Below are 12,741 nucleotides of genomic sequence, written 5' to 3' on the forward strand. Positions count from 1 at the left end.
ATGACGAAGTCCTTCCTCAAATCCCATGTGAAAACAGCGTTGGCGATCATTTGGTTCGCCTTCACGTTTTCATTGGTGGGATGGTGGTGGGTTTATTTCCTTCTGCGTTTAGATCCGACGGAAAATCCAAGTCTTGAGCAATTACAAAAGTCCCATCGCATGTTTGCATGGGAAGGTTCCATCCTTCTTGCCGCGATCTTGCTTGGGGGCGTAGCCTTGGTGATCTTTTCTTACCGCGATCAAAAACGTCATCAACGTCTTCGTTTCTTTTTTTCAACCTTCAGCCACGACATCAAGACTTCTATCGCCCGTTTGCGCTTGCAGGCAGAAGTTTTAGAAGAAGATCTTCACGGCACGACGAATCCGGTGATGAAGCGCTTGATTCACGATATTCAGCGTCTGGATCTGCAATTGGAAAACTCTTTGCTTCTTGCCAATCTTGAAGGCGGTGAGCTTTTAAAAGAAGAGGTGTCTTTAAGTGATCTTTTCTCTAGCCTGCGCAATGAATTTCCTGAATTGTCGTTGGAGTTAGAAAAAAATGCGATCGTGGTTGGGGACCGCAGAGCCTTACTCAGCGTCTTTAAAAATTTACTCCAGAACTCTGTTATTCACGGCAAAGCCACAGCAGTTCGCATTAAAGTGCGCGAACTGGGCGGCAGCGGTATTGAGCTTCAAATTCAAGACGACGGTCTTGGCTTTAAAGGTCCATTGCAAAAACTCGGTTCTGAAATTTTAAAATCCCAAGACTCTCGCAGCAACGGGATTGGCCTTTTGATCACCAAACGCCTTTTGCAAAAAATGAAGGGCGATATTCGTTTCGAATCCAAAGAAAACGAAGGCTTTAAATCCTTTGTTGAATTGGAGGGACGTCTTAAATGAGAAAAATCCTCCTTGTCGAAGATGATGTCTCTTTAGGTGAAACGCTGACGGAAAGACTTAAAAAAGAGTATGACGTCGCTTGGGGAAAAACCCTTGCTGAAGCGTGGACTCTGTTTTCTAAATCCAAAGATTTTGACCTTGTGATCTTGGATGTCGGTTTACCCGACGGAACTGGTTTTGAACTCGCAGCTAAGATCAAACAAATCTCTCCAGTTCTTTTTCTTTTTCTAACAGCGCAAGCGGATGCCGAGTCGCGCTTGCAAGGATTTGAATTGGGCGCAGAAGAGTACATTCCAAAACCTTTCCACCTCAAAGAACTTTTGATTCGTGTGAAACACGTTTTAGATGCCCATGCACCGGCTCGCGAAATTGAGCTTGAAAACTGTGTTGTGAATTTCACAAACATGTCGGTGCAGAAAAAATCAGGACAAATTGAATACCCGCCAGTGACGGATATGAAGATCCTGCAATTGCTTATCGAAAAATCCCCCCGGGTTTTGAGTCGTGATGAAATCATGAACGAAATCTGGGGTGTTGATAAAAACCCAAGTCATCGAACGATTGACAATATCATTGTACGCTTACGCCAACTTCTTGGCGATGACGGAGAAAAACACATTCGCTCCGTTCGCGGGGTTGGCTATCAGTGGTCCACAGAGGAGAACTCATGAATACACTTTTTAAAAACGCACAACAAAGAACTCCTCAGGCTGTTCCACCGATCTGGTTTATGCGTCAAGCAGGTCGCTATCATAAACACTATCAAGGTTTGCGCTCTCAGCATTCTTTCATGGAGCTTTGTAAAAAGCCGGAACTAGCGGCGCAAGTTGCCTTGGGACCTGTCGCTGAATTTGATTTCGACGTTTCAATTCTATTTAGCGATATTCTTTTCCCTCTTGAAGCTTTAGGAATGGGCCTTGATTACACAGACCATGGCCCCCAATTGGGCTTTAAATTAAATCCAGAGACGATCCAAACTTTAGGACCTGTGGATGAAGCTATTGAATTCATGGGTTTTCAAAAAGAGGCCATGAAAGCAACGCGCGCGGTGCTGCCTTCTAATAAAAGTTTGATTGGCTTTGTTGGCGGTCCCTGGACTTTGTTCGTCTATGCTGTGGAAGGTTCTCACGCAGGATCTTTAATCCAATCGAAAACTTTGATTCATCTTTTTCCTAAGTTCCTAGAGAAAATGTATCCTCTTTTGAAGGAAAACATCCGCCTGCAATTTGAAGGTGGTGCAGAGACTGTGATGGTCTTTGATACAGCGGCGGGAGAAGTTTCCCCGATGTTCTTCCAAGAGTGGATTCAACCTGTTCTTGCGCGCATTGCTCAAGATTATCCAGGCAAAATTGGCTACTACTCTAAAGGCACACAACCGGTGTTTTTTAATAAATCCTTCACGGAGCTTCCGTGGGCGGGTCAAGGTTTTGACCACCGTTGCTGGTTGCCGGATTCTTTCAAAGTTCAGAATAAAGGTTTTGTTCAAGGAAACTTCGATCAAAGTTTGTTATTCATGGACGATAGCGATTTCAAAAAATCTTTGCAAACATTCCTCGCTCCAATGAAAGCCATGAGTCTTCAAGAAAGAGCCGGTTGGGTTTGTGGTTTAGGCCATGGCGTTCTACCTAAAACTCCAGAAAAGAATGTGAAACTCTTCGTAGAAACAGTCCGTAAGGAGCTCTCATGATCAAAGATCTTCTCGCAAAATATGACGTCCCTGCTCCCCGTTACACGTCTTATCCGACGGTGCCTTACTGGGAAACAAATCCGACAAGTGATCAATGGGTGCAGCACTTGAAGACCACTCTTCAGGAAAAGCCTGGCGGCTGGTCTCTTTATTTACACATTCCTTTCTGTGAATCCCTTTGCACTTTCTGTGGTTGCAACAATATCATCACGAAAGATCACAAAAGAGAATTTCCTTATGTCGATTTGATTCTAAAGGAATGGCAGCTTTACGTTGAACAAGTTCCTGAACTTTTAGAAAAACCTTTAAAGCACATCCACTTGGGTGGCGGCACACCGACATTCTTGTCGGCCGATGCTTTATTGCAACTTCTTCGTCCGATCATGACTCGTGTAAAAGTGGACTTGAATGATTTTGAAGGCTCTATTGAAGTAGATCCTCGTCGTACGACGGCGGATCAGCTCAAAGCTCTTCGTGATCTTGGTTTTACTCGTGTAAGCATGGGAGTTCAGGATTTCAATCCTGAAGTGCAAAGACTTGTAAATCGCATTCAGCCTTTTGATATTACGGCGAATCTCACAAAGGCTGCTCGTGATATGGGCTACACTTCTGTGAACTTCGATTTGATCTATGGACTCGCGAAACAAACTCCAGAGTCCATTCGCGAAACGGCGAAAGCCACAGTCCAACTTCGCCCGGATCGCATCGCCCTTTATAGTTTTGCTTTAGTTCCTTGGATTAAACCTCAGCAGCGACTTTTCAAAGATGAAGATCTTCCTAAGGCGGCGGAAAAGCGTGAGCTCTATGAAATCGCTCGCGGTATTTTGCTTGAGGCGGGGTATGTAGAAGTCGGCATGGACCACTTCGCACTTCCAACAGACAACTTGTGTGTAGCTATGAATGAAAAGCGCTTACACCGTAACTTTATGGGCTATACGGATCAACGCACAGATGTTCTTTTGGGAATGGGAGTTTCTTCTATCTCTGAAACACCTTACAGCTTCCATCAAAATGAAAAAGTTCTTCCTCTGTATGAAGCAGCGTTAAATGAAGGACGCCTTCCAACTTTGCGTGGTCACGTTCTCACAAAGGAAGACCAAGTTCGTCGCGAACAGATCTTAAAACTCATGACGGAGTTTGAAGTGAAGTTTATTGACGATGCTCAAGAAGGAAAGTCGAAAGAATTCTTGGCAGAGATGTTGAAAGATTCTTTGGTGGAAATCCGCGATCATAAATTGATCGTGAAAGAAGCCGGACGTCCATTCCTCAGAAACGCCTGCGTGTTCTTTGATGAAAGACTGAAAACCAAACAACCTCAGACTAAGATCTTCTCGCAATCAATATGAAAAAAGTCAGCGTCATTGGCGCTGGCTTTGCGGGACTTACGGTTTCGCTAAGACTTGCGCAAAAAGGTTTTGAAGTGGATCTGTACGAAAGCTCTTCTCGCGTGGGAGGGCTTTTAGGAACAGATATCACGGACTACGGAATCGCAGAACGCGCAGCCAATGCTTTGATCCGTACCGAGAAAGCCGACGCTCTTTTTAAGGAGCTTGGCCTGACGCCCGATCTTCCTTTGCATTCTTCTAAAAAAAGATTTCTTTTTCGCGAAACTCCGCGCGCTTGGCCTTTAAACTTTCTTGAAACCCTGGGATTTATTGCTCGCCTTCTTCCCAAAGCTCTTCGCGGAAAAAAGAATTTTAAACCGCATAAAGGCGAAACCTTGCAGGCCTGGGGACAGCGAAATATCGGACCTCAGGCGACTCGATTTATTCTGGGGCCTGCGATGCAGGGAATTTACGGCAATGACATCTCCGGCTTAAGTGCGAGTTTGATTTTAGGTCCTCTTTTTTCTAAAAAGAAAAAAGACCGCTACAAGGGACTTTTAACAAGTCCTCATGGTATGCAGGATCTTGTAGATCATCTCGAAGTGAAGCTCAAAGAAATGGGTGTAAAGATTCATCTGAATGCTTCGGCAAATCCAAAAAGTTTGTCGGGCCCCGTTGTCATCGCAACCTCTGCGGAGGCGGCTTCTCGTCTTTTGACAGACAGCCATGCTTCAGTTGCTGCTCTGTTAAAGCAAATTCGTATGTCTTCACTGATGAGTGTGACTTTGTTCTTTAACAAAGCTCAAGAATCTTTCAAAGGATTTGGCTGTCTTATTCCTCGCGGTTACGGACTAAAATCTTTAGGCGTTTTGATGAACTCCTATATTTTTCAAGGCCGCAATAAAACCTACAATGAAACTTGGATCCTGGGTGGAGTTGAAGAAGATGCTTTAATGGAACTGCCTGACCAAGAGATCCTGAAGCTCCTTGCGGAAGAACGCCATCGTATTCTGGGACACAAAGAGAGCCTCGTTGATTACCGCATCAACCGTTGGAAAAAGGCTTTACCGTACTATAACCTTCAATTAGAAGAAACTCTAAAGACAATAGGTCAGATGGCGCCCACTCCAGATCTTTATTTGCACGGGAATTATCTTGGCGGCATAGGTCTTAGTAAGATCCTTGAACGCAGCGAAATGATTGCAGAGGAGATCGCAAATCAATATGGCTAAAAAAGGTGTTCTTCTTCTTAATATCGGAAGTCCCGTGTCTTACGAAGTGAAGGACGTAAAAAAGTATCTCAATACTTTTTTGATGGATAAAGATGTCATCAATTTACCCTACGTTTTGCGTTGGCCTTTAGTTCATCTTTTGATCGTTCCTCGCCGCGCTCCCCATTCTGCGGTAAACTACAAAAAAGTATGGATGAAAAGTCAGGGCTCTCCTCTGACTGTTTACACTCAAAGATTTGCAGATCAGTTGCAGCGGGATCTTGGAAGCGACTATCTGGTAAAAATCGGCATGCGTTATGCAGAGCCGGGTATTGAAAAGGCCTTGCGTGAGTTTGTTGAAGCCAACGTTGAAACGATCATTCTAGCTCCTATGTTTCCTCAATATGCTGAGGCGACCACAGAATCTTCATTGAAAGAAGTTGATCGCTTGATGGGCCGTTTGGGAGTTGATATTCCGACTGAAAATCTACCTCCGTTCTTTGATGAGGAAGCCTTCATTGATCCAACGGTGCGTATTGTGCGCGAGACTTTAGCCGATAAAAAACCAGATCATTATTTGTTTTCTTTTCACGGACTTCCGGAAAGTCATATTCGTAAAGTGCCTGGATGCTTAAGGACGGACGACTGCTGTTTTGAAGAAAATGCGTGCGCAAAAAACTGTTATCGTGCTCAATGTTTTGAGTCCGCCACACAGATTGCGGAATCTTTAGGTCTGCAAGACAGCCATTGGAGCGTTTCGTTTCAATCGCGTTTAGGACGTGGCGAATGGTTGAAACCAGCAACCGATCACTCTTTAGAAATTTTGGCTCAAACAGGAAAAAAGAAAGTCGCGGTGATTTGCCCTTCTTTCGTTGCTGATTGCATCGAGACCCTTGAAGAAATCGGCCTAGGCGGTCAGGAGACTTTCAAAGAAAACGGTGGCGAAGAGTACGATCTCATCCCGTGTCTTAATGACGACAAGGAATGGGCGGCAAAATTCGCAAAGCTGGTTAAGGAATTAAAAATAGTAACAGCGGAATCAAAATAGCTGTCATCAAACCATTCAACGCCATCGCAAGACCCGCAAAAGCCCCGGCCATTTCATTGATCTGAAATGCACGGAAAGTTCCCAATCCGTGAGCGGCCAATCCCATGGAAAAACCTTTCACCAAGGGGTCTTTTACTTTCACAAGTTTCATCACGGTTCCGGCGACAATAGCGCCGACAATTCCTGTAATCATCACAAACACAGTCGACAATGTGGGAACTCCGCCAATCTTTTCTGAAATACCCATGGCAATCGGAGTTGTCACAGACTTTGGCGATAGGGAAAGTAAGATTTCATGGGGAAGACCCAACAAAGATCCCACGAGCACGGCACTAAATATTCCCACAAAAGATCCCACGGCCAAAGCAACAGCCAAGGGAACAAGAACTTTCTTTAATCGAGCAAGTTGATTGTAAAGCGGCAGAGCAAAACCCACCGTCGCGGGCCCCAACATAAAATGAATAGGTCGAACACCTTTGAAGTATTCCGAATACGGGATATTAAAAGTGAGAAGTACGACGATCACAGCAAACATCGTCACGACAGGCGGACTTAAAAAGGGATGTTCTTTCCCATAGGTGCTGAGTCTGCGAGCCGCAAGATAAAATCCGAAAGTCATGATAAGAGACAGCAACTCAATCATGGGACTGTTCCGTCTTGTTAGTTTTTAAAAGGATATTAAAGAACCACGCCGTCACTCCCAGAGTGACTGTTGTGCTTACGAGAAGCGTGACTCCCATGGCCCAACCGTACTTCCCAAAGAGATCAAAGTATTCGATGATCCCGACACCCGCCGGAACAAAGAACAACGCCAAATGCGCATTCATAAAATGACTAAGAGCTTCGACCTTTTGTTTCAATGGCGGGTACAACATCAGTCCAATAAAGAAATACACCATTCCAAGCACGGGCCCAGGAATAAATAGGTTGAACAGCACGACAGTGCCTTCACCAAGAAGTTGGAAGCAAAGGAGGATCAGGAGAGCTAAAATCATGGATAGAAATTAGCGTTTATTTTCAGCATACGCAAATGATCTTATATCTCACCCGAACGCCAAGCCGAGCTTTCTCGCTGCCAGTGCATTATGAGCTCGACAAAGAACTCGAAGATTGCTGATTTCATTCGTACCGCCCAAAGCAACAGGCCGAATGTGATCTATTTCGAGTAAATATCCCGAAGAACATTTTTTTCCATTCTTTGGATCTTGGTACTCACAACGATGATGGGCTTTATTTAAGAGGGCACGTCGCGTGTGAAGTGAAATATATTTTCGCTGCTGAGACAATGTGTTTGAACTTAAGTTTGATTTTAAATCCGGAGTCACGCCAATGTTCTTCGTAGCGATGACTAACTGGGTCGACTTTTTGAGTTTGTTTGATTTTCCATCCAACTTTCGTTGATTGAAGTTTTTTGCAAGAATAGAAATCACCTCAGCCCAAGATCCGCCAGGACAGACATGGGAAAGTAAGTTTCTGGCTTTTTCCAATTCAACAAACTGTTCCGCAGTTAAGGTCATTTCAACTCGAAAAGAATCATCTGCCTGCGGTTTTAGTTTTTCCTGAGTTTGCACAGGCAGATTCATTTCTACAGCCAAGGTTTTTTGTGTTTCGAAAGAGTTTTTATTCTCCAACTTGGCTAAAATCTCAATGGTCTTTTCAACAGAAATATTCTCACCGTTTTTAATATTTTCTTTCACACATTTTTGTACTTGGGTAAGTTGAGTAAGATTAAGACTGCCTTCTTCTATCTTCTCCGCCACCGAGGGAACTTGTCTTAACAAGCGAGCAGATTGCAATCGACGATAAGCAGCGCCCTCTGAATAACCAAGCCCTCGGGTTAAATAGGAATACATGCCATCATATCCCATCTCAGCAAAAATTTTGCGATCTTCGATCTCGGCGATATGAAGCAATATCAAATGCGTGATTTTTCTTTCCGTACGAACTAGCTTTTCCATTCGTAAAATCAATTCATCATTTGAAAGTTGTTTTACATTCATCTCTATTTCCTCCGATTGAGAGCCTTGTATCACAGAAAAATAAGAGAGATTTTTAAGGCTTTTCAGAGAAGAGAGTGGATCTAAAGAAGACTTAAGAATGACTTTTAAAATGCGTTAATCCTCTCACAGTTAAGAGAGTTTTCCCTCTGAGAGAAGCCTCACAAAGAAAAATTAAGCGATCGTCAGACGAAGTAATAGAACGAACAAAATCATCAGCAAGAAAAATTTCATTACAAAATTAAACCAACGCAAAGCGCCCTCGCAGCGAGGGTTTCGCCAAGTGACAGCTTTGGTTAGCTGTCAGCTCTTTAGACAATCATCCTTAGCTCATTTGCAGCCTAAGTCGTGGCAGATCTTGCATATTTACCTGTCTGATGAAGATCCATCAGGCGTTTCTCATTTTGAGACAGTTGATTCTCACGGCCCTAATAGTGGCGGTGGGCGCATGCTCGTTTAAGAAAGAGCCCGCGAAGCCAACCCCTGAAGTCATCGTTGTTGAGAAATCCACAACTCTTCAAAACGACCCGGAGTTTGTTCTTCTGAATCAACAAGAAGACACCTTTATCAATAGCCTTGAAGATAAAACTGTTCCTTTCCTCGAAAATATTCGAAGCAAGAGCAACGAGACTCTTATTGATCTCACTATTAAAACAAAGAAGAAAAAGACCTTAGAATACTTATTGGCCAGAGGTTTTAATCCTCTATTATACGGTAAGAACTCCATTGAATCTCTAAGTAAAAATGCAGAATATCGAGGTCTTCTAAATAGCTTTCAAAAACCACTTTTCTATAAGCTATTCACAAAATTAGGAAATCTAATAGATGAAGACAAACTCGATGAGGAATTTAAAAGAATGAATATGCAAGGTCCTTCTTGCCAAGACCTTGTTAATCTAATTCTTGATGGATACTTTTTTGAATCTACAACCTCCGACTCTTATATGGTCGTGAAGCTCGAGGAATATTTTGTTCCCGATGCATTGAAGGCCATTTTCAAGACCAAATCCTGCGAGCCTCTTAAAACATCATTCAGCTCTACTGAGATCAGTCGATGGATCGCAAATGAACTCTTACTTCAAGTAAATAATCGGTTTACGTCCACCGACCTTGCTGAATTTCTTCTAAGTTTAGGAACTGTAGAGAATCTGTCAATCGACGGATACCGCGATGGTAGAAAAGTAAAGGTGGACCCACGACTTTTAACGTTCTTAAATGGAAACACACTCATAGCCGAAGGCGAACATCGAAATGACTGGTTTCTTTTAATGAATAAACTCGTGTCCAAAGATCTTCATTTTTATAATATGAAGTATAAAACTGCCGAGGAAATCAAAGCCTCCGGCGAAGAGTGTGACACATTTGAAGATGAATATTGCCTTAATATTTATGACAATCGTGAGGCCCTTATTACAACGGCCAGCATCTTTGGTTTAGAAAACCCCCATAAAGAAAAAGTGGACCAAGAAGATGAGAAGGAGTCCAACAATGAAGCTCCTTAAATCGCTTTTACCTTTATGTGTTCTCCTGTTCGCATCTGCGTGTAGCCTTTCAAAAGATGAAAAAGTGGCGGCTGGAGTTGCTCCGCTTCACACGACCAGTAAAAATACTGACACACAACCTTCGACTCATAGTCTAATAATTTCCGAATTTCATCGTCTACAACAAGCTGATATAAACAATAGTCTTTCAAAGAATCTTGAGAACAAGGTCACTATCTCTGCCCCCTCTGAGGATTTTAAGACCTACCTATCAAAGTTTGATTCGGTTTTCGTAAAAATTTCAGAAAATAATATCAGTGGCGCAATCATAGCGCTAGAGCTAGAAAAAATGTCCTGCGAAGATGTAGAGCTCTCAGTCGCTTATACCTACATGTCAAAATCTCTAAAAAGTTTTGAGCCATTTGCAAATTTTCTGTCACGCATTGGTTGTAGTTCAAAAACTTCATCTACGAAAGTTTTTGAACTCTATAAACTAGAAGCGAAAAGACAGTTTCACTCTCGATTTTCGGATGTCACGCTGCTCAAGTATCTCATCCATCACATAAATTTTGTAAAGTCGACGATGATCCCTATGTCAAACTCCGGAATTGCAATCAGTTTATCCTTCCTCTACCAAACATCTAAAACCTGCTACTTCCACCCTGAACAAATGGGACAAAAAACCAGCGAAGGGGATGAAATTGACTTTGTGGGATGCGATAGAACATTTGAAGACAATATCGAAGCTGATATTGAAGACTGGGAAATAGGCGAAAAGAATTTCTTAACAAAGATGAACCTACAACGCGAAGAATACGATGTAACCTACATTAAAGATGGAAGAATGACTGCGGCCGTTCCATCCTTTCGCATTATTAAAAACGAAGTATTAGATGGATTTCCAGCTCAAGTCACAATGTACATGAACGGTTACTGGGATTCCCCTGACCGATGGAAAGACAGCCTCTCTGATATCCTTCGCGCAGACCTCATGGAAGGAATGTAAGGGATCGCAAAAAGCGTCACTGTATCAAATCTAGACGCTTCATTACCCATATAAAATGTGCACGCTGGGCATACAAGTTGTAAGAAGTGGAACGTTGCTAGGAGATAATAGATGACGAACTCGTTGAAAATGAAAATGCTGTACGTGACGTTGGGATCTTTGATTGCTGCATCATCTGCATCTGCCAAAGTTTATGTAAATTCAATGTGTACTATGAAGGCGAACTCTTCAGGTAAAGTCATTGAAGGGGACAAAAATAAAGACGATAAGTTTCCCCTTGCTTCTATTTCTAAAGTTGTCACTTCTTTGTGGGCTGTTGAAAAACTCGGACCTGACTATAGATACAAAACAAAGCTGCATGTTACTAAAGTAAGCAATAACTCTTACGATGTTCATATCGAAGGCAGTCGTGATCCAATCTTCGGAAGAAACGCAAGTTACTATCTTATTTCCGAGCTGAACCGAGCTGGCGTTGACATCAAGAAAATCGAAAATCTTACATTCGACGAAAACTTTTTACTTGATTGGTTGGCAGAAGAAGATCCACGCATTGGTGGAAACACTCCATATTACGAAACAATTCAGCAACAAGCTGAGGCCGTTCGTAATTCTTTAATTGCTGACTTTGCGACTCCGATTAGAAAAGCAATGTATGATGACCTTCGCAAAAGAGCTGGCACTATTGGCGTAAAGATGGAGGTAGCTCCTAATATTAGCGTGACACGTGTAGAATTTAAACCAAAGAGCTCATTTACTAAGAATTCAGAGATGACCACTCTAGTTTATAAATCAGCTCCTTTGCGCACGATTCTTAAGCGAATGAATAACCAATCTAATAACTATATCGCCGATACTCTTTATTGGAACCTCGGCGGAACTGCCGCATTCAATCAATATATTAAAACGGCTCTTGCTGTTGGCTCAGACGAGATGGAATTCCATTTAGGTTCAGGCAACAATGCGAACTACATCGACAAAGATTTTTCTAAAAACGTTTATAACGAAGCTACCTGTGAGTCCATGATCAAAACTCTCTACCGCCTTGATTCTCTTCTTGAAAAATCAGGTTACGAACTGAGCGAGGTTATGGCAGTTGCCGGTGTCGATAAAGCATCTACCGTAGGTAAATACGATGGAGAGTTTGTTGGATCTACGACGGCTAAAACAGGAAGCGTAAATAAAGCTAAAACTCTTGCTGGTGTTGTTTCTACCAAAAACGGAGAAATCTATTTCGCTGTTCTCATGAACACAGACGGTCGCAGCGAATGGGGTGCCGCAAATGGCGTAATCAAAACCAAAGTCAGAGGTCTCATCAATAACAATGGCGGACCGAAGAAGATTAATTATACGAAACCTATTCTACCTCTTCCATTTGATACTGGATCTAAACTTCAAAACGAAGCTAATCTAGGTACGAAAGGATAGTAGATTTATGAAGAATCAACTACGTCTGCTATCAATACTCCTAGCTGTATCCATAGGGAATACTGCGCTGGCATCTTCTGTCAGTGCCTCAACAAAAGCATTGGATGTGATTAAAGCTGCTGAAGTGGGTGACACAGCAAAACTAAAGAAGCTCTTGAAAGACAATAAAATTGATCTTAATGCCCAAGACGAAGAGGGCATGACTCCCTTAATGAGTGCGGCAATTGGAGGAAGATCTGAAGCGGTTAAACTCCTTCTCTCCAAAAAAGTAGATTTGGAAAAGAAAAATAAAGTTGGAGACACCGCTCTTGCGGTTGCACTGACAAACGATCAGTATGACATCGGTGACCAACTCATTAAAGCGGGAGCAAATGTAGACATCACGGTTGCTGGAGATGAAGGTGATACTCTATTAATCAGAGTTTCTGGTGACAACTCCAAAGCAACGCAAACAATTCTTAAATGGAATAAGGCCTTGGTAAATAAGTCCAACAAGCTTGGAGAAACTGCTTTAATGAGAAGCGTTCAAAACGGACTTCTCGAAGCAACAAAACTTCTCCTCGCCAATGGCGCTGATGCGAAGTTAAAAAACAAAGCAGGTAAAACCGCTTTAGATATCGCAAAAGAATCCAATAACGAAGAAGCCATCAAACTGCTCACAAAAAAATAAAACAAAAGGCGC

The 12,741-nt window shown here is 42.7% G+C and carries 13 protein-coding genes; 10 read left to right on the forward strand and 3 right to left on the reverse strand.

Annotation, left to right across the window (positions count from 1 at the left end):
• The 6 genes from ACL934_RS17400 to hemH are packed head-to-tail and all read left to right on the forward strand — an operon-like array spanning position 1 to position 6,150.
• A complete protein-coding gene (locus ACL934_RS17400; RefSeq protein WP_374075655.1) occupies positions 1 to 879 on the forward strand; it encodes a sensor histidine kinase in 879 nt (292 codons plus the stop codon).
• A complete protein-coding gene (locus ACL934_RS17405) occupies positions 876 to 1,550 on the forward strand; it encodes a response regulator transcription factor (RefSeq protein ID WP_374075657.1) in 675 nt (224 codons plus the stop codon). The genes ACL934_RS17400 and ACL934_RS17405 overlap by 4 nt, the downstream gene beginning before the upstream one ends.
• Positions 1,547 to 2,566: a uroporphyrinogen decarboxylase family protein gene (locus ACL934_RS17410; RefSeq protein WP_374075658.1), complete on the forward strand. Its 1,020-nt coding sequence runs from the start codon at positions 1,547 to 1,549 to the stop codon at positions 2,564 to 2,566. The genes ACL934_RS17405 and ACL934_RS17410 overlap by 4 nt, the downstream gene beginning before the upstream one ends.
• Complete coding sequence (gene hemN / locus ACL934_RS17415) at positions 2,563 to 3,912, forward strand: oxygen-independent coproporphyrinogen III oxidase (protein ID WP_413612663.1); 1,350 nt, start codon at positions 2,563 to 2,565, stop codon at positions 3,910 to 3,912. The genes ACL934_RS17410 and hemN overlap by 4 nt, the downstream gene beginning before the upstream one ends.
• Positions 3,909 to 5,123 (forward strand): protoporphyrinogen/coproporphyrinogen oxidase, encoded by a 1,215-nt coding sequence (locus tag ACL934_RS17420; RefSeq protein WP_413612664.1) that lies wholly within the window; start codon positions 3,909 to 3,911, stop codon positions 5,121 to 5,123. The genes hemN and ACL934_RS17420 overlap by 4 nt, the downstream gene beginning before the upstream one ends.
• Positions 5,116 to 6,150, forward strand: coding sequence for a ferrochelatase (hemH, locus tag ACL934_RS17425; protein ID WP_374075665.1), 1,035 nt, complete (start codon positions 5,116 to 5,118; stop codon positions 6,148 to 6,150). The genes ACL934_RS17420 and hemH overlap by 8 nt, the downstream gene beginning before the upstream one ends.
• Here the strand turns inward: hemH and ACL934_RS17430 are convergent.
• From ACL934_RS17430 to ACL934_RS17440, 3 genes are read right to left on the reverse strand one after another with little or no spacing between them, the layout of a single operon-like run.
• Positions 6,113 to 6,793 carry an LrgB family protein gene (locus tag ACL934_RS17430; protein ID WP_374075666.1) on the reverse strand — a complete coding sequence of 227 codons (681 nt, stop codon included), beginning with the start codon at positions 6,791 to 6,793 and terminating at the stop codon, positions 6,113 to 6,115. The two genes, hemH and ACL934_RS17430, sit on opposite strands and share 38 nt — an antisense overlap.
• On the reverse strand, positions 6,786 to 7,145 hold the full coding sequence (locus ACL934_RS17435; protein ID WP_374075667.1) for a CidA/LrgA family protein: 360 nt from the start codon (positions 7,143 to 7,145) through the stop codon (positions 6,786 to 6,788). Before ACL934_RS17435 ends, ACL934_RS17430 begins: the two co-directional genes overlap by 8 nt.
• A 48-nt stretch (positions 7,146 to 7,193) precedes the next feature.
• Positions 7,194 to 8,150, reverse strand: coding sequence for an HNH endonuclease (locus tag ACL934_RS17440; protein ID WP_374075670.1), 957 nt, complete (start codon positions 8,148 to 8,150; stop codon positions 7,194 to 7,196).
• A gap of 401 nt (positions 8,151 to 8,551) precedes the next feature.
• On the opposite strand from ACL934_RS17440, the gene ACL934_RS17445 reads away from it, so the two are divergent.
• The 4 genes from ACL934_RS17445 to ACL934_RS17460 all read left to right on the forward strand — a co-directional run bounded on the left by ACL934_RS17445 (position 8,552) and on the right by ACL934_RS17460 (position 12,729).
• The gene (locus ACL934_RS17445) at positions 8,552 to 9,649 is read left to right on the forward strand and encodes a hypothetical protein (RefSeq protein WP_374075672.1); all 1,098 of its coding nucleotides are present in this window, start codon (positions 8,552 to 8,554) and stop codon (positions 9,647 to 9,649) included.
• Entirely contained in the window at positions 9,636 to 10,634 is a 999-nt protein-coding gene (locus ACL934_RS17450) for a hypothetical protein (RefSeq protein WP_374075674.1), read from the forward strand. Before ACL934_RS17445 ends, ACL934_RS17450 begins: the two co-directional genes overlap by 14 nt.
• A 111-nt stretch (positions 10,635 to 10,745) precedes the next feature.
• Positions 10,746 to 12,059 carry a D-alanyl-D-alanine carboxypeptidase gene (locus ACL934_RS17455; RefSeq protein ID WP_374075676.1) on the forward strand — a complete coding sequence of 438 codons (1,314 nt, stop codon included), beginning with the start codon at positions 10,746 to 10,748 and terminating at the stop codon, positions 12,057 to 12,059.
• A 7-nt stretch (positions 12,060 to 12,066) separates the two neighbouring features.
• Positions 12,067 to 12,729 carry an ankyrin repeat domain-containing protein gene (locus tag ACL934_RS17460; protein ID WP_374075679.1) on the forward strand — a complete coding sequence of 221 codons (663 nt, stop codon included), beginning with the start codon at positions 12,067 to 12,069 and terminating at the stop codon, positions 12,727 to 12,729.
• Positions 12,730 to 12,741 lie beyond the last annotated feature (12 nt).

The organism is Bdellovibrio sp. HCB-110 (assembly GCF_047323225.1).
Taxonomy (GTDB): domain Bacteria; phylum Bdellovibrionota; class Bdellovibrionia; order Bdellovibrionales; family Bdellovibrionaceae; genus Bdellovibrio.

Bases quoted from the DNA above. Each gene is read 5' to 3' on its own strand.
- hemN (WP_413612663.1), top strand. From the start codon at position 2,563: ATGATCAAAGATCTTCTCGCAAAATATGACGTCCCTGCTCCCCGTTAC.
- hemH (WP_374075665.1), top strand. From the start codon at position 5,116: ATGGCTAAAAAAGGTGTTCTTCTTCTTAATATCGGAAGTCCCGTGTCT.
- ACL934_RS17420 (WP_413612664.1), top strand. From the start codon at position 3,909: ATGAAAAAAGTCAGCGTCATTGGCGCTGGCTTTGCGGGACTTACGGTT.
- ACL934_RS17460 (WP_374075679.1), top strand. From the start codon at position 12,067: ATGAAGAATCAACTACGTCTGCTATCAATACTCCTAGCTGTATCCATA.
- ACL934_RS17430 (WP_374075666.1), bottom strand. From the start codon at position 6,793: ATGATTGAGTTGCTGTCTCTTATCATGACTTTCGGATTTTATCTTGCG.
- ACL934_RS17435 (WP_374075667.1), bottom strand. From the start codon at position 7,145: ATGATTTTAGCTCTCCTGATCCTCCTTTGCTTCCAACTTCTTGGTGAA.
- ACL934_RS17455 (WP_374075676.1), top strand. From the start codon at position 10,746: ATGACGAACTCGTTGAAAATGAAAATGCTGTACGTGACGTTGGGATCT.
- ACL934_RS17400 (WP_374075655.1), top strand. From the start codon at position 1: ATGACGAAGTCCTTCCTCAAATCCCATGTGAAAACAGCGTTGGCGATC.
- ACL934_RS17440 (WP_374075670.1), bottom strand. From the start codon at position 8,150: ATGAATGTAAAACAACTTTCAAATGATGAATTGATTTTACGAATGGAA.
- ACL934_RS17450 (WP_374075674.1), top strand. From the start codon at position 9,636: ATGAAGCTCCTTAAATCGCTTTTACCTTTATGTGTTCTCCTGTTCGCA.
- ACL934_RS17410 (WP_374075658.1), top strand. From the start codon at position 1,547: ATGAATACACTTTTTAAAAACGCACAACAAAGAACTCCTCAGGCTGTT.
- ACL934_RS17405 (WP_374075657.1), top strand. From the start codon at position 876: ATGAGAAAAATCCTCCTTGTCGAAGATGATGTCTCTTTAGGTGAAACG.